The sequence below is a fragment of the Helicobacter cappadocius genome, assembly GCF_030688855.1.
Classification (GTDB): domain Bacteria; phylum Campylobacterota; class Campylobacteria; order Campylobacterales; family Helicobacteraceae; genus Helicobacter_J; species Helicobacter_J cappadocius.
Map to the genome: position 1 here is coordinate 41405 of NZ_JAUYZK010000010.1, position 23789 is coordinate 65193.

At 32.9% G+C, this 23789-nt stretch carries 21 protein-coding genes and 2 tRNA genes; 20 read left to right on the top strand and 3 right to left on the bottom strand.

Annotated elements, in window-relative coordinates:
* The first annotated feature begins 48 nt into the window (after positions 1–48).
* The 18 genes from purD (at position 49) to thiE (ending at position 15938) form a co-directional block, all read left to right on the top strand.
* A complete protein-coding gene (gene purD / locus Q5I06_RS06925) occupies positions 49–1341 on the top strand; it encodes a phosphoribosylamine--glycine ligase (protein WP_305517418.1) in 1293 nt (430 codons plus the stop codon).
* A gap of 32 nt (positions 1342–1373) precedes the next feature.
* Entirely contained in the window at positions 1374–1838 is a 465-nt protein-coding gene (locus tag Q5I06_RS06930) for an RDD family protein (protein ID WP_305517419.1), read from the top strand.
* Between the two features lie 4 nt (positions 1839–1842).
* Positions 1843–4101, top strand: coding sequence for an LPS-assembly protein LptD (locus Q5I06_RS06935; protein ID WP_305517420.1), 2259 nt, complete (start codon positions 1843–1845; stop codon positions 4099–4101).
* 9 nt (positions 4102–4110) lie between these two features.
* On the top strand, positions 4111–4785 hold the full coding sequence (locus Q5I06_RS06940; protein ID WP_305517421.1) for a phosphoribosyltransferase: 675 nt from the start codon (positions 4111–4113) through the stop codon (positions 4783–4785).
* A 20-nt stretch (positions 4786–4805) separates the two neighbouring features.
* Complete coding sequence (locus tag Q5I06_RS06945) at positions 4806–6899, top strand: polyribonucleotide nucleotidyltransferase (protein WP_305517422.1); 2094 nt, start codon at positions 4806–4808, stop codon at positions 6897–6899.
* 99 nt (positions 6900–6998) lie between these two features.
* Positions 6999–7310, top strand: coding sequence for a F0F1 ATP synthase subunit C (locus tag Q5I06_RS06950; RefSeq protein ID WP_305517423.1), 312 nt, complete (start codon positions 6999–7001; stop codon positions 7308–7310).
* A 29-nt stretch (positions 7311–7339) separates the two neighbouring features.
* Positions 7340–7424 (top strand) — tRNA-Leu (locus Q5I06_RS06955).
* A gap of 10 nt (positions 7425–7434) precedes the next feature.
* Positions 7435–7521, top strand: a tRNA-Leu gene (locus Q5I06_RS06960).
* 163 nt (positions 7522–7684) lie between these two features.
* Positions 7685–7864: a hypothetical protein gene (locus tag Q5I06_RS06965; RefSeq protein WP_305520928.1), complete on the top strand. Its 180-nt coding sequence runs from the start codon at positions 7685–7687 to the stop codon at positions 7862–7864.
* A gap of 81 nt (positions 7865–7945) precedes the next feature.
* Positions 7946–9241: a histidinol dehydrogenase gene (gene hisD, locus Q5I06_RS06970; protein ID WP_370690944.1), complete on the top strand. Its 1296-nt coding sequence runs from the start codon at positions 7946–7948 to the stop codon at positions 9239–9241.
* On the top strand, positions 9241–9528 hold the full coding sequence (locus tag Q5I06_RS06975; protein ID WP_305517426.1) for a DUF2018 family protein: 288 nt from the start codon (positions 9241–9243) through the stop codon (positions 9526–9528). Before hisD ends, Q5I06_RS06975 begins: the two co-directional genes overlap by 1 nt.
* On the top strand, positions 9521–9913 hold the full coding sequence (locus Q5I06_RS06980) for a hypothetical protein (RefSeq protein ID WP_305517427.1): 393 nt from the start codon (positions 9521–9523) through the stop codon (positions 9911–9913). The genes Q5I06_RS06975 and Q5I06_RS06980 overlap by 8 nt, the downstream gene beginning before the upstream one ends.
* 9 nt (positions 9914–9922) lie before the next feature.
* On the top strand, positions 9923–10816 hold the full coding sequence (locus tag Q5I06_RS06985; RefSeq protein WP_305517428.1) for a polyprenyl synthetase family protein: 894 nt from the start codon (positions 9923–9925) through the stop codon (positions 10814–10816).
* Positions 10816–12147, top strand: a complete 1332-nt coding sequence (hemA, locus tag Q5I06_RS06990; protein ID WP_305517429.1) for a glutamyl-tRNA reductase — start codon at positions 10816–10818, stop codon at positions 12145–12147. Before Q5I06_RS06985 ends, hemA begins: the two co-directional genes overlap by 1 nt.
* A gap of 8 nt (positions 12148–12155) precedes the next feature.
* A complete protein-coding gene (locus tag Q5I06_RS06995; protein ID WP_305517430.1) occupies positions 12156–13913 on the top strand; it encodes a proline--tRNA ligase in 1758 nt (585 codons plus the stop codon).
* A 1-nt stretch (position 13914) separates the two neighbouring features.
* Positions 13915–14379: an FxsA family protein gene (locus Q5I06_RS07000; protein ID WP_305517431.1), complete on the top strand. Its 465-nt coding sequence runs from the start codon at positions 13915–13917 to the stop codon at positions 14377–14379.
* Between the two features lie 8 nt (positions 14380–14387).
* Positions 14388–15326, top strand: coding sequence for a hydroxymethylbilane synthase (gene hemC, locus Q5I06_RS07005; RefSeq protein ID WP_305517432.1), 939 nt, complete (start codon positions 14388–14390; stop codon positions 15324–15326).
* A gap of 3 nt (positions 15327–15329) precedes the next feature.
* Complete coding sequence (gene thiE / locus Q5I06_RS07010) at positions 15330–15938, top strand: thiamine phosphate synthase (RefSeq protein WP_305517433.1); 609 nt, start codon at positions 15330–15332, stop codon at positions 15936–15938.
* A 16-nt stretch (positions 15939–15954) separates the two neighbouring features.
* Here the strand turns inward: thiE and Q5I06_RS07015 are convergent, their stop codons facing one another.
* From Q5I06_RS07015 to secA, 3 genes are all read right to left on the bottom strand, one after another.
* Positions 15955–16203, bottom strand: a complete 249-nt coding sequence (locus Q5I06_RS07015; protein ID WP_095295783.1) for an RNA recognition motif domain-containing protein — start codon at positions 16201–16203, stop codon at positions 15955–15957.
* A gap of 168 nt (positions 16204–16371) precedes the next feature.
* Positions 16372–17607: an ABC transporter permease gene (locus tag Q5I06_RS07020; protein ID WP_305517434.1), complete on the bottom strand. Its 1236-nt coding sequence runs from the start codon at positions 17605–17607 to the stop codon at positions 16372–16374.
* Positions 17597–20167 (bottom strand): preprotein translocase subunit SecA, encoded by a 2571-nt coding sequence (gene secA, locus Q5I06_RS07025; RefSeq protein ID WP_305517435.1) that lies wholly within the window; start codon positions 20165–20167, stop codon positions 17597–17599. The genes Q5I06_RS07020 and secA overlap by 11 nt, the downstream gene beginning before the upstream one ends.
* A gap of 89 nt (positions 20168–20256) precedes the next feature.
* On the opposite strand from secA, the gene lolA reads away from it, so the two are divergent.
* On the top strand, positions 20257–20781 hold the full coding sequence (gene lolA / locus Q5I06_RS07030) for a LolA-like outer membrane lipoprotein chaperone (protein WP_305517436.1): 525 nt from the start codon (positions 20257–20259) through the stop codon (positions 20779–20781).
* A 172-nt stretch (positions 20782–20953) separates the two neighbouring features.
* Positions 20954–23789: type IIG restriction enzyme/methyltransferase (locus tag Q5I06_RS07035; protein ID WP_305517437.1), on the top strand; the 2836-nt coding region annotated here is incomplete at its 3' end.

The window sequence follows — 23789 nt, forward strand, 5'->3', positions numbered from 1 at the left end:
GCATCAATACATAGCGGTCATTTGGGTAATTGATAGAAAGATAAAATAATGAAGTCAATCACATCTCAAAAAATTTTAATTATTGGAAATGGTGGCAGAGAGTATGCTATAGGTAGAGCTTTTTCACAGGATTCTCGCGTGGATAGGATTTATTTTTATCCCGGAAATGGTGGTACAAACAAATTGGGGGAAAATATATCTGTTCAAACAGATGAAGAGCTTATCAGATTTATTTTATCTCATCAAATAGATTTTGTATTTATTGGTCCAGAAGCACCTTTGGTGGAAGGAATGAGCGATGTTCTTAGAGAAGCTGGAATCAAAGTCTTTGGCCCAAGTTCTAAAGCAGCACAATTAGAAGGCTCTAAGGCTTTTATGAAAGATTTTGTTTCCCGCTTTGGCATTCCTACTGCAAGATATTTGCAAACTTCACATTATGATGAAGCCAGAGAGTTTATCATTTCCTTGACACCACCTATTGTGTTAAAGGCAGATGGATTGTGTGCAGGTAAGGGTGTGGTGATTGTAAATACTCATAAACAAGCCCTTGAAGAACTTAAAAACATGCTTGAAGGCAAGAGTTTTGGAGAAGCTGCTAGATGTGTTGTGATCGAAGAATTTTTAGATGGCTATGAGCTTTCGGTTTTTGCCTTGTGCGATGGAGAAGAATATGTATTACTTCCAGCATCTCAAGATCATAAACGTCTTTTGAGTGCAGATAGAGGTCCAAATACAGGAGGTATGGGTGCTTATGCCCCAACACCTCTATGTGATGAAGAAATGATGAAAAAAATCGAGAATTTGATTATAAAACCTACGCTCAAAGGTATGCAAAAAGAAAAAATGCCATTTTATGGGGTTTTGTTTGCAGGTATTATGGTGGTCTCTATAGGAGATGTATTGCAACCATATTTGCTTGAATTTAATGTTCGTTTTGGAGATCCTGAATGTGAAATTTTGCTTCCATTGCTCAAAACACCTCTTTTAGATCTCTGTTATGGTGTGATGGAGCATAAATTAGGATTATTGAAGGTTGAAATCTCTCAGAGATATTGTGTAGGTGTGGTTATTGCATCGCAAAACTATCCTTATAGCACCTCTGAAGCTAAGGCTATTAGCATCAATGATGTTGATGAAAATTTAGGGCATATTTGCTTTGCAGGGGTGAATTTAAAAGATGGTATTCTTATGGCTACAGGAGGGCGAGTATTGGTTTGTGTTGGGGTAGGGGAGAGTTTAAAAGAAGCTAGAAAAAACGCGTATGCACTCGTTGGCAAAGTTCATTTTGATGGAATGAATTATCGCGATGATATTGGATTTAGGGCATTGAAGAATGTATAAAAAAACTAGATATCTAAATTTTTGAGGCATAGATGATTTATACAGATGACAAAATAGAGGAAATCCTATATCGAGAAAACATCAAAATACCCTCTTTTTCTCATAGAGTATCAGCTTTTATTATTGATATATTCTTGGTTGTATTGATTACTTGGGGAGTGTATATCAATTTTTTAAGTACCTCTTCTAGCGATATACAAACTAAAATATATTCAATTCAAAAGCTCATTCTTATTTATTTTTTTTTAGAACTTAGTTATGAAGTTATTTGTCTTAGATATTTAAGTGCCTCCATTGGAAAGATGATTTTTGGAATCAAAGTTATTTCCTTATTGGATTTGGATAGACCTGTTTTAAAAACCATATTTCAAAGATCGACTTTGAAGGTTTTTGAAGAAATATTTGGTTTTGTATTGTTTATTTTTGCCATCGATAATAGGTTTTATCGAGGTCTTCACGACAAAGTAAGCAAAACACTTGTCGTATCAGATAGGTAAAATTTTGATTAGATTTAGTATCGTTTTTATTATTCTTAGCTGTTTTGTTTTTGCCACACAGAGTGCTGTTCAAAAATTTGACAAAAATAACAACAAGGTTTTTGAACTTCTAGCAGATAGTGTAAAAGGCGAGGGTAATGTAGTCGTTGCTTCAGGAAATGCTGTTTTACTTAATACTGATATTTATATTCTTGCTGATAGGATTTCATATGATACAAAAAATCGAGTTGCCACCATTGATGGTAATATAAAGATATATAAAGGTGGAGGACTTTTTGCACGAGCAGAGCATATTGTCTTAAACATGAATGAAAAATACGAAATTATTAATCCATTTTATCTACAAGATGGCATCAGTGGATTATGGATAAGTTCAGAAAATGCAGAAAATCGAGACAAAAAATATAGCTTCAAGAGGGTAACTGTTTCTGGATGTAGTATAGAAAATCCAATCTGGCATATTGACGCAACCTCTGGATCTTATAACTCCGACAAATCAGCCCTATCTTTATGGAATCCAAAAATATATATAGGAGATATTCCTATTTTATATTTTCCTTATATACATCTTTCCACTAGCACGAAAAGAACAACTGGATTGCTATATCCAGAATTTGCAGCTTCCAATACAGAAGGTTTTGTTTATATGCAACCTTTTTACCTTGCACTGCAAGATTTTTGGGATATGACCCTCACACCTCAAGTTAGGACAAATAGAGGTTATGGGGCAAATTTTGAAGCACGTTTTATCAACAAAGAACAGGATAAATTTAGCTTTACAACGAGATTTTTTCATAACAATATGGATTATTATAAAAAATATAGTCTTAGAAATAAAAATGTTTATGGTTTTGAACTTGCACATACAAGTCGCGATCCTCTCCAAAAATATTTTGGCTTAAAAAACTCTATTGATAATGGTCTTTATCTGGATTTTTTGTATATGAACGACCTAGATTATGCTCGATTTGAAAATATCAATACCATTATTACTGATGGAACGCATATGTCTAGGGGAAACTATTATGTTCAGACCGAGAACAACTACTACGGGATTAACTTCAAGTATTTTATCAACCTAAATAAAATCAACAACGACACAACCTTCCAGTCTTTACCAAATTTACAGTACCACAAATATTTAGATTCACTATTTTTTAAAAATCTTTTATATTCTCTTGATTATCAATTTAAAAACACCACTAGAGATATTGGCTATGGATATGTTCAAAACTCTCTAAATATTCCTGTTGGTTTACAATTTTCACTTTTTAAAAAATACATCTCATTAGGGATTTGGAATAATATTTATATGAGCAATGCTATTCTTACAAGATCCCAAAACACCTATATACCCAATCTTGATAAAAAATCCACTAGAGAGTATGGAAATATCTTATCAGCGGGATATAGTATTTATTTAAACTCTGATTTGGCAAAGGATTACAATAAAGTTTTCCACACTATTCAATTCCAACTTGCATTCAATGCTCCTTATTTTGAATTGTCAAATGGTTTGTTTGATTCGCAAATGTACAAAAAAACCACCCTTGCAAAAAGCCTATATTCCAAAAATAGTCTTGAGCAATATCTCATCAATGGCAAATCCTATAGTGATATTTGGGATCCTAATAGTCTAACCGGAACGGCTATATCCGCAAAAACAATGGATATAGGTCTCACTCAATATTTTTATGGATTAGGTGCAAAAGAATTATTTTATTGGAAAATAACTCAAACTTTAAACTTTGATGATCCAGTGTCCATTGCTCGTATTCCTATGGAAAATAAAATTGGTTTTTCTCCGCTAAAAGGTCTAGATATGTACGCGAGTATTTTTTATTCGTTTTATTACAATGCCTTAGATGAAATCGCATTGAATGCAAATTATAAATATAAATATATGATTGCAAATTTATCGTATTATATCAAGAGAGATTTTCGCGATGATGGTATTAATAAGATTGTAGAAAATTCTGCAAACTATCTCAAAGGTGGTTTTAGCAATGATTTTGGATATTTTGGTTTGAGTGCTTCTGCGGGATATGATATCAAAAACAATGTTTTGCTTGATTGGGATGTTGGTATTTTCAAAAATATTCGTTGTTTTGGTATTGGACTTAAGTTTGTCAATCAAAGAAGACCAATACTTACAAACGATCCCGGAAATCCTCTTGAGGTATTGAAAAACACTTACATCAAATTAGAGTTGAATTTCGTACCTCTTACAAATACTGGGCTTACCTATCGGATTACAAAATAAGGAAACACAATGGGTACAACAAAAATAGATAATCTCAAATTTGAAAATAGAGATGATGCTTTGGGACGTTTGATGGATGAGATATTGATACGACATTTAGACACCAAAAATTCTATCATTCTTGCTACAAGTTTAGCAGGAGTGGGTTTTGGAGAAAAAATGTCTAAAAGGATGAATATCCCATTGGATTTTTTATTTACTATGCCTATTTATGCACCCTTAAATAGTGAATGTGAAATTGCTATTGTGAGTGAAAATATGGATATAATTATGAATGAAGCATTGATTGACTCTTTTGATATTACTTTAGATTATGTTTATGGAGAAGCTAAAAGAACCTATGAAGAAGATATTTTGGCTGATATATACAAATTCAGAAAAGGTTCTATGATAAGTTCCTTGAACGATAAAGATGTTTTTATTGTTGATCAAGGGGTTGAAACAGGTCTTACAATGAATGTTGCCATTCAAACTTGCATTTCAAAAGGAGCTAGGAGCGTGTATGTTGCCACACCTGTGATAGCCAAAAATGTCGCCTCCTGTTTGTCTGAGATATGTGATGAGGTCATCAGCGTATTCAAACCCGATCATTTTGTTTCTACTGCCCATTATTACAAATCCTTACCTGCTATGGATGAAGAAGAAGTCGAAGAGATATTAGATCGATCTTTGAAAAAAATATAATTACAATTTAAGGAATTCAAGTGAATATTGTCGAAATAGAGCTAAAAAATCTAAAAGAAAAATACACCCTAAACTACATTGCAAAACAATCAAGCGGATCTGTTTTGTACCAAAGCGGTGGTACGGTTATTTTAGCAAGTGTTGCTGTAGATGAAAAAATCGTAGAAGAAGATTTTCTTCCACTTACTGTTCAGTATATAGAAAAATCTTACGCTGTAGGAAAATTTCCAGGTGGTTTTATCAAGCGAGAGGGAAAACCCGGTGAATTTGAGACGCTCACTTCAAGAATTATTGATAGAACTCTTCGTCCTGTATTCCCAAAAGGCTATAGCTATCCTACGCAGATTACCTTGATGGTGCTTAGTTGTGACAAACAAAGCGATCTTCAAGTCTGTGCTCTTAATGCCGCAGCAAATGCACTTTATGTTTCTAGCTTACCTTTTTATCATCCTATAAATGCACTTAGGGTAGGGATGATTGAAGGTGAATTCATTATCAATCCAACAATGCAAGAGCTTGATAATTCTACTCTCGATCTGTATGTTTCAGGTAGTAATGATGAATTATTGATGATAGAAATGCGATCTCTTGCAAAAAAATCAGGTGCAAATGAAATCAGCGAAGAAAAACTTTTAGATGCACTCAGTCTAGCAAAAGATTATATTTCAAATTCTTGTATGCAGTATCAAAAAGCTTTTGATACTTATAAGGAAAATCCGCTAAACCTTGTGTTGAGGACTGAAAAAAATAATCCACAAATCTATCAATATATTCAAGAAAATTATATCGTGGAAGTCCAAAATAGCCTCCAAGAGATGGCAAAAAGTGAAAGAAATACAGGATTGAAAAAAATTGCTGAATCTATAGCACAAAATACAGATTGGGAGATTTCAGAAATTAATCCTGTTTTGGAAAACTACAAAAAAGAAATCATAAGGCATCAAATACTTGAGCAAAAAACAAGATGTGATGGACGTGGATATGAAGATATCAGACCCATACAAATACAAACAAACATTCTTCCCTTTGCACATGGAAGTGCCTTATTTACTAGAGGTCAAACTCAAGCTCTTGTTGTGAGTACTATTGGTGCAGATAGTGATGCTCAAACTCAAGAAATGCTTACTGACAAAATTCCTAATAAAGAAAAATTTATGTTCCATTATAATTTTCCTGGATTTAGCGTAGGGGAAGCAAGTATGATTGGTTCTGTAGGTAGGAGAGAATTAGGACATGGAAATCTTGCAAAAAGAGCTTTAGAAAGCAGTATTTTAGACCATTCTAAAACCATTAGATTGGTATCAGAAATATTGGAGTCTAATGGATCTAGTTCAATGGCTAGTGTTTGTGGTGGTTCTTTGGCATTGTGTGCTAGTGGCATTGAAATAAGCTCTCTTGTTGCTGGAGTGGCTATGGGACTTGTTGTGCAAGAAGATAAATACGCTATTTTAACAGATATAAATGGACTAGAAGATCATGATGGGGATATGGATTTCAAAATCGCTGGATCAAAAGATGGAATCACTGCGATGCAGATGGATATCAAAATGGGTGGTATTTCTCATCATATATTGAAAGAAGCTCTATATCAAGCAAAAAAAGCTAGAGAATATATATTAAATATCATGGAAGAAGCTAGGTCAAAAATCATCCTCAATACAGATATTCTTCCAAGTTCAGAAGTCTTCAATGTCCCCTCTAGTAAAATTGTAGAGATTATTGGTCAAGGTGGAAGGGTAATTAAAGATATTATCGAACGTTTTGGAGTGAGTATTGATCTAAATAGAGAAGATGGAGAGGTTAAAATTTCTGGAAGTGACAAAAATAATGTGACTGCCGCAAAAGACTTTATTATTAATCTCATACAAAGTCAAAAAATTGATTTGAGTAAGTATGAAACCGGTCTTATTTTTGAAGGTGAAGTAAAAAAAGTACTTGATTTTGGTGCATTTGTATCGCTTCCAAATGGTGGTGATGGATTATTACATATTAGCAAGATAACTAAAAATAGAGACGAGAGTATCAAGAACTATATTTCTGAAGGAGATAGAGTAAGGTGCCAAATTTTGGGTCTAAACAAGGGAAAAATCGAACTTGATTTGATAAAAAGCTAGGATTTTAAACTTACATTTATAATTTTTTAGAGATAATCCCACTTCAGAGTTCAAGTAGGGGATAGATCCGAAAGAGCTTAAATCTTACAGGAGTTTATTATGAAATTTTTCTTAATGATGTTTTTTGGTTTAGTTGGTTTTGCTTTCGCTAACGATGTGAGTGGTATGGATATGATAAAATCTTATTCTGTTGCTGGTGCGGTAATCGGACTGGGAATAGCTGCACTTGGTGGTGCTATCGGTATGGGACATGCTGCTGCTGCGACTATTTCAGGAACTGCTAGAAATCCAGGAATTGGCGGAAAGCTTTTGACCACAATGTTCATCGCTCTTGCTATGATTGAAGCTCAAGTTATTTATACGCTAGTTTTTGCAATTATTGCTATCTATGGAAATCCTTTCATAGGTTAATTTCTTTTACCTCCATTTTGGAGGTTCATGCGCTGGTGGTGGAACTGGTAGACACGCCATCTTGAGGGGGTGGTGAGGCAACTCGTGCGAGTTCAAGTCTCGCTCAGCGCACCATAGTAAAAATGCCGGAGTGGTGAAACTGGTAGACGCGCTAGACTCAAAATCTAGTAGGGGCAACCCTGTGTCGGTTCAAGTCCGACCTTCGGCACCATTTATCTTCTAAAATATCCTCCAAACCATAAAAATTCCGTTTAAAAGCATCTTTTAAATATTTGAACTTGGGCAATAGAATCTCTATTAAAAACTCTGCACTCTTAGATGATGGCACTTCAAGTTGGTAAACAATAAACTCAATCTCTCCTTAAGGAACTAATATGAAGCTCAGCGATGATTGGAGATTGTATGCAGATGTGAGCAGAACCTTCTTTAGTTGTCATTATTTTTCGCAGGATAAGGGGGGGGGAGCCATACCAACCAAACAAACTTCATCACTCTTATTGCTTTTATCGTTATTATTGGTTGCTAAATTATTTGTTTGCGGGAAACATGTTTAAAGAATAAAAAATAAATGTTTTGATTGTGATATAATATTTGATAGGTTTATCCTTAAAAATATCTAAGGATTGGTGCGGATGATAAAAATATTCAATACTTCAGATTCTAATTTTTCTGCAACCTTTATGGAAATTTTAAATCGTGGAAAAATGGATATCAAGAATGTAACTCCTATAGTACAAAATCTTCTGGATGATGTTATTTTTAGGGGTATAGATGCCCTTAAAGAAAACATTTTTAAATTTGATAAATGGGAGCCTAGGGGTTTAGATGATATTCGTATACCTCTAAATGATCTTGCAAAAGCCTATAATCAATTAGATGATAATGCAAAATCTGCACTACATACAGCATACGACAGAATTTATTCCTTTCATTTGAAACAAAAACCCAAGACCTGGCTTGATTTTGAGGAAAATGGGACTGTTTTGGGGCAAAAGATAACACCTGTGGATAGAGCTGGTCTTTATATACCTGGTGGAAAAGCCGTCTATCCAAGCTCTTTATTAATGAATGCAATTCCTGCGATCGTTGCAGGAGTGAAAGATATTATTGTATGCACTCCTACGCCATCTAATGAACCTAATAATATTCTTTTGGCGACAGCATATTTGTGCGGAATAAAGGAGATATACAAAGTCGGTGGAGCGAGTGCTATTGGTTTGATGGCATATGGAATTGATGGCGTGAAAAAAGTGGATGTAATAACAGGACCAGGCAATATCTTTGTTGCCACTGCAAAAAAACTTGTATTTGGTGAAGTTTGTATTGATATGATAGCAGGTCCTAGTGAGATCGGCATTATTGCTGATGAAAATGCCAATCCTAAATATATAGCACATGATTTGCTTTCTCAATCAGAACATGATGAAATGGCAAGTTCAATTTTAATAACCACAAGCAAAGAACTCGCTACAGAAGTTTCAGCTCATGTATCCATGATTTTACCTAGCCTTAGTCGTAAAAATATTGCCAAAGAAAGTATTTCAAATCGAGGAGCTATTATCGTTGCTAAAGATATAGATGAATGTATTGCTTTGAGCAATCAACTCGCTTTTGAACATTTGGAGATATTAACTCACAATTCTTTTGAACTTTTGTCTAGGATAAAACACGCCGGAGCAATTTTTTTGGGAGAAAACACTCCAGAACCTATTGGAGATTATCTTGCAGGACCTAATCATACCCTTCCTACAGGAGGAAGTGCAAAGTTTTTTTCTCCTCTAGGAACAGAGGTTTTTATGAAAAAAAGTTCTATTATTAGCTTTTCAAAACAAGCACTTGATGAATTAGGTGAAGAGTGTGCAATATTAGCGGATTTAGAGGGGCTTGATGCACATAAAAAAGCAATTTTAGTTAGAAAAAAGGAGATTTGATGTGGGAAGAATTTGATAATTTGGAAGTTTTGCAAGGAAATCCTTTGGAAAAATGGAAAGATATTATTTTTAATGCTAGTAGAACATTATCAAGTGCTGAACTTGATAGATTGCTAGAATTACAGGCTATTTATGAAATTATCTTAGAAGAGCATTCACTTGATGGAAAACTTAGAGAATTTTATGTAAAATTGGATGATGATCTTGATTTACAAGACAGACTTAAGCATCAAAAAAGCAATATCGCAATTGAATCGATGGCTAAGATATTAAGTGAAAATGAATAAAATATTCATTTTCTTTGTGCTGAGTAGTTTTCTTTTTGGTAAGTCTCCAATCTGGAACACGAGCGAAAATATTGTTTTAAAAAAAGATGAAGTCTATTCTGGGGTAATTTATGAAGGACATCTTGAAAAACCGCTTTTCTTTAGATGGACATTGTATAAAAATCACGGACTTGTAGTGTATTTGAATTATGATAAATTTCCTTATCAGTTTATTTTATATCAAGATTATCAGAGAGAGACTTTCAAGCTTTTATTGTTTGGAAAGAATGTGGCGAATAGTTTTTCATATTTGTATCTCTCATTCAAAGATTTTGATGAGAAAAACAATACAGCTTCACTCTGGCTTGGTGTATCTGGAGATGCACAATTTTTTCATAAAAATTAGGGGTTTTTGATGTTACAAAAGATCACTCAAAGAATAGAAGATTTGATTAAGGAGATAGGAAATCCTTATGTTGATACCCTTTCTTCTAAGATAACTTCTGGAAAAATGCTCAGAAGTAAGCTTGTTTTAGCTATATGCCAAGATCATGTAGATGTGGTGAATCTATGTGCGATTATTGAAATGATACAAAGTGCTTCTTTGTTGCACGATGATGTCATTGATGAATCAGATATTAGACGGGGACATCCTTCGATTAATGCTATTTTTGGGAATAAAAACTCTATTATGCTTGGAGATATTTTTTATTCTAAGGCGTTTTTCGAGCTTACAAAAATGGATGTTAGGATTGCTAAAAGTATTTCTAATGCCGTTATTGAGCTTTCAAGAGGGGAAATTGATGATGTATTTATGAGTGAAACATTTAATACAGATAAGAAAAGATATTTTCAAATGCTTCAAGACAAGACAGCTTCTTTAATTGCAGCAAGTGCTGAGTCAGCGGCTATTTTAGCTGATCTTGATCATCAAAAATACAAAGATTATGGAATAAATCTTGGTATTGCCTTTCAGGTTATCGATGATTTGTTAGATATTACTCAGGATTCTAGCACTCTTGGAAAACCCGCAATGAATGATTTTAAAGAAGGTAAGACCACTCTTCCTTATATATATCTATATGAAATGCTTCCTGAAGATGAAAAAAAGATTTTGGTTTCATATTTTAAGCAAAATAAGATAGAGATAGATCGCTGGTTAAAAGAGCATTTTGATAAATATCATATCATACCTTTAGTTTTTCAAGAGGCCAAAAAATATGCAAAATTAGCTATTTCTGCTATCGAAGATGAAAATAATAAATCTCTTGAAGAAGTCGTTGAAAATATGATAAATAGGGAGTTTTGATGGATTTAGAAGCAGGGTATTTATCAATTAGCTTTTCACATAAAAACACTGAAATAACAATGAGAGAAAAGCTCTCATTTGCATCTACAGAATCTATCAAAAATTTTTTACAAACCTTAAAATCTAAAGATAGCCACCTCAAAGAGATTATATTGCTTTCTACTTGCAATCGTTTTGAAATATATGCTTATACAGATAGTCCTGGGGATACAAAAAACTTTATCCTTTCTATACTTGCACAAATAAGAGATATTGATGAGGGATTTTTGCAAGAAATAGCTGATGTTTTTATTGATCAGGGGGCTGTTCATCATCTATTTTGTGTTGCTAGTAGTTTGGATAGTATTGTAGTTGGAGAAACACAAATAGGTGGTCAGCTAAAGAGTGCATACAAACTTTCCTTTGACAATGGCTTTTGTGGTAAAAATTTAACTAGATTGATTCATTTTGCTTTCAGGTGTGCAGCACAGGTTCGCAATTCAACCCAAATATCTCAAAATGCAGTTTCTGTAGCTTCTGTAGCGGTCAAAGAAGCAAATGTTTTATTTGAAAAAAATAATATAAAAAATAAAGTCGCTATTGTGGTTGGGGTTGGCGATATGGGCATTTTGGCAAGTAAGCATTTGCTTCATCTGGGTTATAGGATATTATTATTGAATCGAAATAAACAAAATGCTTTGAATGTGTCAAATGAATTAAATTCAGAATATAATGATATGGTAGAGGTGAGAGATTTTTCTACTTTGTCTAGTTTGATAAATGAATATCCTCTTTTGTTTTGTGCGACATCTGCACCGCATTGCATTATCCAAAACTCTATGATAAAAACCACTTCATTCCAGCGTTTTTGGTTTGATCTTGCTGTTCCTAGAGATATTGAAAATCCCAATAGAGAAGATATTTTTCTTTTTTCTGTGGATGATTTACAACAAGTTGCCTCTGAAAACCTTGTAAATAGAAGAAAAAATACAACAAAAGCATATGAAGTTGTAGGCATATTTACATTAGAGTTTTTCAAATGGCTTCAAACTTTGGGAGTAGATCCACTTATTAAAAAAATCCGAGAATTTGCAAAAGAAGCATCTCTTAAAGAACTTGAAAGAGCAGTAAAAAAAGGTTTTATCCCTAGTGAATATGAAGATAATGTTGCTAAGGTATTGCATGGTGCATTCAATATTTTCTTGCATAAACCAACAATAAACATCAAAAATTTTGCCGATAAAGAGGAAGCTGATCCTATTATAGAGGCTATGAAGGCTGTTTTTGATATTGATGATGAAGTAATGCTTATCAATCGCTACAAATGCGAATATGATACGACACTAAACTAAGGACTAGAATGTTATTTTCACAAATGTTTATTCCCACCACAAAGGAGACTCCAAAAGATGCAGTCCTCAAAAGTCATCAATTTTTGATTCGTGCAGGATATATTCATCAGATTGGGAGTGGAATTTATAATTTTTTGCCACTTGGAAAAAAAGTAGTAGAAAAAATCTCCAAAGTTGTCAGAGATGAGATGAATCGCTCTGGGGCACAAGAGATTTTGATGGGATTTGTTACTCCTGCTGAACTATGGAAAAGTAGCGGACGTTATGAAAAATATGGTGGGGAGCTGTTAAGATTTAAAGACAGAAAAGAAAATGAATTTGTGCTTGGTCCAACACATGAAGAGAGTGTGACAGAGATAGCAAAATCTTATATTAAGAGCTACAAGCAACTCCCCTTGAATCTTTATCAGATTCATACAAAATTTCGAGATGAACTCAGACCTAGGTTTGGATTGATGAGGGGTAGGGAGTTCATAATGAAGGATTCTTATAGTTTTCATGCTAGTAAAGAGGATTTAGATAGAGAATTTAGCAAAATGGAGAATGTCTATCGAAATATTTTTAGAACACTTGATCTTGATTTTAGAGTCGTTCAAGCCGATAGTGGTGCTATTGGAGGAAGTGGCAGTAAAGAATTTATGGTTTTAGCAGATTCTGGAGAGGATACAATCGTTGTTTGTTCAAAATGCGACTATGCTTCCAATATTGAGGCAGCAAAACGTTCAAAACTCGTCTATGAAGCAATACCACCTAAGGCAGAGTTCTCTAAATTCCATACCCCGAAAATTAACACTATTAAAAAACTCGTAGAATTTTTTAAAGTGGATGAATTTTTCACTTTAAAAGCAGTTGTAAAAAAAGCTATTTTTGATTCACACACACAAAAACTAGATGAGTTAGTTTATTTCTTTTTGCGTGGAGTTGATGAACTCGAAACAACCAAAGCCTTAAATGCTCTCAATAAAAATGGAGCAAATATTTTAGAGCTTGTAGATGCTAGTACTGAAGAGCTTATCGAATGTGGATTAAAACCCGGATTTATAGGTCCTTATGCACTTAAAAATATAACAAATGCCAATCATGTTATTTTTGATATTGATTTGGAAAATGCAGAGGATTTGATATGTGGAGCAAACGAAGAAGATTATCATTTTGTAGGGGTTGATTTGAGCTTGTTTGAAGGGTTGGTTTATGAAGATATAGCAAAAGTCAAAGAAGGTGATAAATGCCCATTATGCGAAGGTATTCTTGAATATAAAAAAGGCATTGAAGTAGGACATATTTTCAAGTTAGGACAACGTTATTCAAAGCCTCTGAACGCTAGTTTTTTGGACAAAGATGGGAAGAGTGCTTTTTTTGAAATGGGATGTTATGGGATTGGCATTACTCGTCTGCTTCCTGCTATTTTAGAACAAAAAAGCGATGATAAGGGTTGTGTATGGACATCCTCTAGTGTGCCGTTTGATTTGAGTATTATTGTTTCAAATACAAAAGACAACCATCAGCTAGAATATGCTCATAAGATTTATGAAGAATTAAAAAAATCAGGATTAGATATTCTTTTTGATGATAGGGATATAAGGTTTGGATCAAAAATGGCAGATTTTGAATTGATAGGTTCTGCTTATGCTATTATTGTTGGTAAAAATTTTGAAAATGGAATCGTTGAGTTAGTGAGTAGAAAAGATTTGAAAAAACAAGACTTAGATTGCGAAAAACTCACAGATGAAATTATTCAAAGATTCCAAAATACTAAGAGAAAGTGATATGCGTTTTTTTTATTTCATTATTATTAGCTATATTTTCGTTGAACTTATTTGCACGACGCTTTATATAGTGGAATTTGGTGCGTGGATGTTCTTTTTGGAATTTGTTATGACTTCTTTGCTTAGTATGCTTATAATGTTTTGGATTAGGGGTGATATTTTAGAAGGATTGAGAAAATTTAATAAGGGTCAGATTTCTCTATCTGATTTTGTGGGCGGAAATTTTGCACGTGTTGTTGGAGCTTTTCTTTTGCTATTTCCGGGTATTTTTGCTGATTTTTTAGGAATTATTTTGGAGATATATGCTTTTTTTGTTTTGAAAGTTTTCAAAAAAAATCTTCAGAATACCTCAAAAAGAGAGAATTCATTTGATAATTTTGAGCGGTCTAGTTGGAGTTATAGAAATTTTTCTAATGAAGAAATTATTGATGTGGAAATTATTCAAGAACCAAAAAATCTCAAATAAGGGAAATGATGAATAAGCTTATTATTGGCTCAAGGGGAAGCGTACTGGCATTGTGGCAGGCTGAATATATTCAAAAAAGACTTCAGGATGAATTGGGAATTTTTAGTGATATTCAGGTTGTAAAAACAAAAGGAGATAAAATTTTAGATGTTCCCCTGTCCAAAATAGGAGGTAAAGGACTTTTTACAAAAGAACTTGAGGAGCTTTTGCTTGATGGTGAGATTGATTTGGCTGTGCATTCTCTAAAGGATGTGCCTGTTGATTTTATAGAGGGGTTAGGACTTGCTTGTATTACACAAAGAGAAGACATGAGAGATTGTTTTTTAAGTCAAAAATATCCTAGCTTAGAATCTTTACCAAAAAAATCAAAGGTTGGAACAACTTCTCTGAGAAGATCAATGCAGCTAAAGGCTTTCAGGAGTGATTTGGATACACAGAGTTTGCGTGGCAATGTTCAAACAAGGCTCAAGAGGCTAGATGAAGGAGATTTTGATGCGATTATTTTGGCACAAGCAGGGGTAAATCGCTTGAAAATTAGCAAAAAACAAATCAAATACATTGTGCCACTATCTGAACAGGTGATGATACCAGCAATGGGGCAGGGTGCCTTAGGGATAGAAATGAGAGTGAATCATCCAATGTATGAAGAGATAAAAAAACTTTCTGATTATCCCACCAGTGTATGTACTCAAGCAGAAAGAACTTTTGTGAGAATCTTAGAGGGCGGATGTCAGGTTCCTATTGGTGTAAATGCACAAATTCAAGATAAAAATATTACCATCAGTGCAATTGTAGGACTTCCTGATGGAAGTGAAATTCTAAAAAATACAATCCAAGGAGAAGTCCATAAAGTCGAATCTTTGGTGCGGGAATTAGCCGATTATTTTATAGAAAATAATGCAAGAGAATTATTAAACAAAGCACAAAATATGGTTTTGGATAGCTAAGAAGTGCTTTTTGACGGTCTTTATGGGATTAGCGATGAAAAGCTTACTCCTTATGAAAAAATTTTTGATATGCTTGAACTTGCTATTTTAGGTGGCGTAAAAATTTTTCAACTCAGAGATAAAAACCATAGCGATGATGAATTGTTTGAGATTTCCAAGAAGCTTTGTGAATTTTGTATGCAAAGAGATGTACTGTTTGTGATGAATGATAGGGTTGAACTCGCAATTGCAATCAAATCCCCAGCTTTACATATTGGTGGGGAAGATTGTGATTTAAAGAAAGCTAGAAAAATGTTTGATGGCAAGATTGGAGTTTCTTGTTATAACTGCTTAGAATCTGCACAAAAAGCACAGAAACAAGGAGCTGATTATGTAGCTTTTGGAGCATTTTTTTCTTCAAAGACAAAGCCCAATGCAAGAAAGGCGGATTTAGAAATTTTAGAAAAAGCGAAAAAAAAATTAGATATTCCTATCTGTGGTATTGGAGGGATTTTACCTGAAAATGTCAATAAGCTAAAAAAGGCAGATATGATAGCCGTAATCGGAGGATTATGGAATGGAGATATACAAAAAAATGCAGAAATTCTAAAAAGAAAATGGAGAGGGGATTAGCCCTCACCAAATGAAGTTATCTTGTTTTTGGATTCGCTTCATTCACTCTGATTGTTCGACCCATAAAGTCTGTTTCATTCAAAGAGCTAATAGCTTTTAAAGCTTGATCGTCTTCCATTTCTACAAAACCAAAGCCTTTTGCTCTGTCAGTTTCTCTGTCGCTGATTAATTTTACAGAAACTACATTGCCATACTTGCTAAAGAGTTCTTTAACATCTTCATTTGTCGCATTATAAGCGAGATTTCCTACATAAATACTTTTCAATTCAATTCTCCGTTATACTAAAAATTAGAGGTAGACCTCAACGAAACTCGGTCTTTAATGTGTAGGTAGAGAATCAGAGATCTTAGACAAATACCAAAAAACTCAAACTTACAAACTAAAGTATGATATGTTAAGCTACTTAACCTTAAAAAAGAATTAAAATTTTGATTATTCGTTCCTTAAGACAGATAAGGCATCGACTTCAGAAGCTTTTTTAGCTGGATAATATGAAGATGCACATACAATAATTATTGCTCCAATGACGGTGGAAAAGAAATCCATCAAAGATAGGTCTATAGGAAGTTTGGTTATTCCATAAACGTCTGCAGGTAGAGAAATAATGGGAAATGTAGAAAGGATGTAAAGTCCAAACATTGCCAATACAATTCCAAAAACAATACCACTTATGCCAATAAAATTTCCTAACCAAAAAAATGTTTTTTTAATTTCTTTGGAACTTGCCCCTAAACTCAATAGCAATGCAATTTCTTTGCGTCGATTCATTACCACCATCAAAAGAGAACTGATAATATTTAAAGAAGCCATTAAAATAATCAACATCAGCACAATGAATAAAACCCTTTTTTCTAGTGCCATCGCAGAGAAAAAATTACCATTTTGTTGCCACCATCCTTCTATGCCTATTCCATAATTTTTGGTATTCAAGAGAAATTCTTTGATCTTAACGATATCTTCCATTGGATGTTTGGAGTAGATATGAATTCCATCATAAACCCCAGCAGGAAGATTTTTTATTGCAGCAATTGCAGAAATATTTGCATACAGATAGCTTGTATCATAAGCCTTTAGGCCTGAATTGAAAAAGCCTTTTATGTTAAATCTCTTCATTGTAGGAGAGAGTGTAAGTCCAGTAGGTTCGAGTTTTGTAAAAAATAGACTGATTTTAGAACCTTTTTCTACCATTAGAGTTTCTTTGAGTCCTTCGCCTATAATCAAAGAAAATTTATCTTGATAAAAATCTGAAATTTTTATACCCTCAAGAGCTTTTGCCAATATTTCATTAATTTTTGCCTCTTTTTGAATATCCACACCAAAGACAATTCCTGCAGACATAATCCCATTATCTCTAGCTACAGATTCAACTCTAAGATAGGGGCTGAAGATAAGATCGGGAAATTTTTCTTCCAATTGGTCTAATACATCTTCGGAAATTCCTCGAGAGGTTGTAGCAAATAAGGTGAGGGGATAATTCATCACAAAGAGTTTTTTTTCAAATTCCTTGCTCATTCCATTCATTATCGCCATTGCTACGATTAAAACCATTACACCTACACCTACGCCCAAGAATGCAAGAATAGCTGTTATAGATATAAAAGGTTGGGTTTTGTCAAAACGCAAATAACGTTTTAGCAAAAATCTTATCAATGTTGTTTTACTTGGCATTTTGTGCTAATAACCCCTTTTTGGGACCACTTTTTCCGTGACATTGTTTATATTTTTTACCACTGCCACAAGGACAACTCTCATTTCGAGATATTTTTTTTGGATTTATATCAAGCTCTATGTCTTCAAGATTGTAATTCAAGTCCGCTTGAGATTGCTCAAGTTCTTCAATGATCTTATGGGCACCATCTTGGGTTTGCTGTAAGTCTTCAGAGGCGAATTGTATGATATGGAGAGTTTTAATAGCTTCGACCTTAATAGACTGAATTAGCTCTAAAAATAGATTGTAGCTTTCTTTTTTGTATTCAACAAGAGGATCTTTTTGATTGTAGCCTCTCAGACCTATGCCTGTTTTTAGGTTATCCATTGTATAAAGATGCTCTCTCCAGTTATTATCTAATACTTGTAGATAAATAATCCTCTCTATTTCATTTTTTTGATCGTATCCTAGTGAAAGCATTTTATCTTCATATTCTTTGATAAGTTTTTTCAAGATGTGATGATAGATTTCATCATGATTGAGTGTTTCTATTTCGCTTTTTGATATATCTGTTCCAAAATCCTCTTTTATAATTGCCCTTATACCCTCTATATCTGTGCTATCTCCTTCAAAAGTTTGAGTTTTTTGAAGGCATTGCATAAGTGCATATTGGCGATTTTCCTCAATACGTGTATTCATGTTGTATTGGGTATCTAAGAGTTCATTTCTAAATTTATAAACCGTTTTTCTTTGTTCATTAGCAACATCATCGTACTCCAAAAGGTGTTTTCTGGATTCAAAATGTAAATTTTCCACCTTTTTTTGAGCACCTTCTACCGATCTAGTGACAAGCCCTGATTCGATATGTTCGCCGTTTTTTAATCCTAATCTCTCCATGATTCCTTTGATTTTATCGCTACCAAATATTCTAAGAAGAGGATCTTCCAAGCTCAAATAAAATTGACTTGTGCCTGGATCGCCTTGTCTTCCACTTCTTCCTCTTAATTGGTTGTCAATTCTACGGCTCTCATGTCTTTCTGTCCCAATGATATACAATCCCCCTAATTGCTTGATTTCTTCTTCAAGTTTTATATCCACACCTCTTCCAGCCATATTTGTAGCTATGGTCACCGCTCCTTTTTTTCCAGCATCTTTGATGATTTCAGCTTCTCTTGTGTGTTGTTTTGCATTCAAAACGGTATGAGGAATACGTTCTTTTTGTAAAAGTGCGTGCAAAACTTCACTTTTCTCAATACTTGCAGTACCTACCAAAACAGGCTGACCTTTTGAATGAAGCTCTTTGATTTTTTTAATAACAGCTTCAAATTTTTCTTGCTCACTTTTATAGATAAGATCATTAAGATCTTTTCTTTTGATAGGAACATTGGTGGGGATAGAAACAACTTCTAGGTTATAAATTTGAAGAAATTCACTCGCTTCTGTTTGCGCTGTTCCTGTCATTCCTGAGAGTTTTTCATAGAGTCTAAAATAATTTTGAAATGTAATATCAGCTAAAGTTTGACTTTCTTCTTTTATCTTCACTTTTTCTTTAGCTTCTAGGGCTTGATGGAGACCTTCGCTAAATCTACGTCCCTCACTCAAACGTCCTGTAAATTCATCTACAATAATGACTTCATCTTCTGCAACAACATAGTCTTTGTCTTTAGAAAATAAATGATTTGCTTTTAGAGCTTGATCCAAGTGATGTGATAGTGCAGCATTTTCAATACTATATAGATTTTCAATCCCAAAAAGTTCTTCAGCTTTTTTGATACCTTTTTCATTGATAAGAATCACGCGATTTTTTTCATCAATGGTAAAATCTTCCTCGACCTTGAGTTTTTTTGCAACCTGATCGGCATTTTCATAATTTTCCATTTTACGATTAACCGGACCTGATATAATAAGCGGGGTTCTCGCCTCATCTATCAATATAGAATCCACTTCATCGATAATGGCAAAAAAATGCCCTTTTTGGACTTTTTGATCAAGAGAATATTTCATATTATCGCGTAGATAATCAAAGCCAAATTCATTATTTGTTCCATACACAATATCATTTGAATATACTTCAAGTCTTTGATTATCGTCTTTTACCTCAGCGGTAATAACCCCTATGCTATAACCTAGAAAATTATATAAAGGCTCCATTTCGTTTGCATCTCGATTGGCTAGATAATCATTTACTGTAACTACATGAACACTTTTTCCACTCATCGCATTCAATGCAACAGCCAAAGTTGCTACAAGGGTTTTTCCTTCCCCAGTCTTCATTTCTGCGATTTTGCCATCATTTAAGACCATTCCCCCAATAAGCTGGACATCAAAATGTCTCATATTGAGTATTCTTTTGGAAGCTTCTCTAGTGATAGCAAAACTATCTTCTAGTACATCATCAAGAGTTTTTTTTCCTTCCTGAAGTAAATTTTTGAGATTATTAAACTCATTTTGCAAAACTTCATCGCTCATGGCTTGGTATTTTGGCTCTAGTGCATTGATTGATTGAACACGTTTTTGGTATTTTTTGATGAGCTTATCGTTTCTAGTTCCTATGATTTTTCCTACGAGTGTTTGTATCATTGAGTAACCTTGTATTTTTTTGAATAATTTTATTTTAACACAGTTAGGGTAAAATTGCTTTAAAATAGATGCTACTACTAGGAATATAGATGTATTTTATTAGAATATTTTTTGTGTTTTGTGTGTTGTGTGTGAGTATGTATGGTTTGAGTGAGGATATAAAGACTTTTCGTGCTGATTTTATTCAAAATGTTCATAGTGATAATGCCGCAGAAGTGTCATATAGTGGATATATTGAAGCAAAATCTCCTAATCTTGCAAAATGGACATACAACAAGCCGTTAAAAAAAGAAATATATATCGATGGGCAAGATGTGGTTGTCTATGAGCCTAATCTTCTTCAAGCCACTATAACTCACTTGAAAGAAAACACTGATTTTATTTCTATATTAAAAAAAGCAGTACTATCAAAAGATGGAAAATATCGATCTAAAATAGGAAATACCTCATATGAACTTACTTTTAAAGACCAGAAGCCTTATTTGCTTGACTTTGTAGATGAGTTTGGCAATGCTATCAATATAAAATTTAGTAATGTTGTTATTAATTCTGTCATAGATAAGAAAGATTTTGTTTTTATTCCCGGTCCTGATATTGATATTATTCATCAGTGATGTTTTTAGCTATCAAGATCATCAGCTTTTACATCATCAAAGTCTCTAATGGCTTTAATTCTATAGAAGGTTTACCATCTATATCAATCCTTTTATGACAACCTTTTATTTTTAGGGCAAACCTATTTTTTGGTTACAATACAAAAAAAATAGATGAAGGAAATTAAGCGGAATGCAAAATATGAAACTTGGTCTTAATTTAATACCAATAAAAGATTTTTTGGGGATTTTTAGTCCATATTATCTTAAAGCCAACAACAGCATTAGACAAGCAGACATTGATGAATTTAAGAAATCTGTTGCAAAATATCTTAAGGAGGTTGAAGAGAAAAGTCTTAGCAAACAAAGCGAAAAAACAATAGCTAACACAGCATTACAAGCATTGTTTGAATCTGCAGGATTTAAAGCTGAACCAAAAGATCAAGAAGGCAATAGCGGTATTGATATGGCAATTTTTGATGAAAATAAGCAAGTAGCAGTCATTATTGAAGCTAAAAAATCTATAAATAAAAAGGAAATGATAAGCAAAGAAGATGTAAATAAAAAAGCTTTTGCTGAAGCAATTTTATATTATTTAAGAGAAAGAGATAAATTGAATTTATCTATAAAATTTATCATCATTACAGATTTTTACCAATTTTTTATTTTTAGTGCTAAGATTTTTGAGATTTTTAATAAGAAAAATAATAAAATCAAAACTCTTTATGATAATTGGAAAGATAATAACTCATCAATGTTTGATGGGAATACAAAAGAGTTTTATGACGAAATTCAAAAAATTATCAATGATTCTAGTTTTTTGGATTCTTTGCCTCAAAATAAAATATTTGACAATAAAATCAATGCAGGGTTTTTTGTTTTAGAGAAAGAAAAATCAGAGGACGAATGGTTTTATCTATATAAATTTTTTCATGTAAATTTTCTGCTTAATAAGTTCAATCCTAATGATGCTAATGTTTTGAATAAGAGTTTCTATAGTGAACTTCTTTATATAATTGGACTTTGTGAAAAAAAAGAAGGTAAACAAAACATAATTTTGCCTTCTAAAGAAACTTTGGAAGGCAAGGGAACTCTTTATCACAATATCTTATCAAATATTCCAAGCAATGATAAGAGAAAAAATGAAATTTTTGAACCTGCTTTAGAAATTTTAATTATTTGGCTAAATCGAATTTTATTTTTAAAACTTTTAGAAATAAGTCTGTCGAACTATAACCCTTCTAAAAATCTAAAATTTTTAAATAAAGACAAAATACAAGATTTTAAAATGTTTAATAATTTATTTTTTGAAGTATTAGCAAAAAAACAAAAAGAGAGAGATAAGGAAATTGCAAAGAATTTTAATTATTTACCTTATTTGAATTCAAGTCTTTTTACAAAAAGCCAAAAAGAAAAAATCGAAATTTCTGAGCTAAATAACCTTAAGTTAGAATATTTCAAGAACACACAAATTAAAAACAAGGAAGGAAACGCCCAAAAAGGAGAAGCTGAATGGCTAGATTATCTATTTGAGTTTTTAGAAGCTTTTGATTTTGGAGAAATTGACGAAAATAAAAAGCAAAAAGAATTTCATGTTTCTAAAAATGAGAAAATACTAATTAATTCAAGTGTTTTAGGATTGGTATTTGAAAAACTTAATGGATATAAAGAGGGGAGTTTTTATACTCCAAGTTTTATCACTAGCTATATCTGTAAAAAAAGTTTAGAGCAAATTGTGGTGGAAAAATTTAGAATTTTTCATGATAATTTTAAGGATTGTAAAAAAATAGAAGATGTTAGTGATGTTATATGGACTAATTTTGTGGGCAAACAAGAGATTTTAGATGAAGCAAGTAAAATTGTTGGATCAATTAAAATTTGCGATCCTTCTGTAGGAAGTGGGCATTTTTTGGTATCAGCTTTGAATGAAGTGATATCTATAAAGCATCGTTTAGGTATTTTGGAGTATGATTTTAAGAAATCTCAAGAACATAAGAAATTTAGAATAACTGAACTACAAGTTGAAAATGATGAAATTTTTTTATATGATCAAGATTCTAAGCCTTTTAGTTATAAAAAGCCTAGTAATCTAAGCGATCCAAATCATCTCATTCAAAAATGTCTCTTTGAACAAAAAAAATCTATCATAGAAAATTCCCTTTTCGGAGTGGATATTAATCCAAGTTCTTGTGAAATCACTAGGCTAAGATTATGGATAGAGCTTTTAAAAAATACTTATTACCTTGATCTTGATCCAGATTATCATCATCTTCAGATTCTCCCTAACATTGATATCAATATCAAGGCAGGGAATTCACTCATATCGAATTTTCCGATAAACTCGACAAAAGATTCTCTGTATAAAAATATGATAGCCAAAATCAATAAAAATGTATCATTGACAAATCGTTCATATTATGAGGAAATCATCAACGATATACAAAAAAAATTCACACCTGAGATAAAAAAATACAACGAAGCAGTCAAAAGCTATAAAAATCAAACAAATAAAGACCTTAAAAGTATAGACAAAGATACAATAAAAAAATCTCAAGAATTTTTCAAAGAATTATTTCTAAGACTTGATCCTTCTGTGATTGAATTCAGAAATGAACTCTTAGAATATGCCTGTACCTATGGATATGAGGGATTTAACATAAAACAAGAATCTGATAATTTAGACAATGATCACATCAAAAAGCTTGAAAACTTTATCACAGAATTTGAATTTCATAAAACACACAGCAGTAGCATTCCCTCATTAGGTCAACAAAATGGCTCTGATTATAATGCACTCAAAAAACTTATAGACTTGATGTATCGATACGATAATCTTTATTCTAGTCAGTCTTTTGAATGGCGTTTTGAATTCCCTGAAGTGTTAGATGAAGAAGGGGATTTTGTAGGGTTTGATCTCGTGATCGGTAATCCGCCGTATATTCAACAAGGGGATATCAAAGAAATCAAACCACATTTAAGTACTCATTTTGAAATCTTTAGCGGAACTAGTGATATATTTACTTACTTTT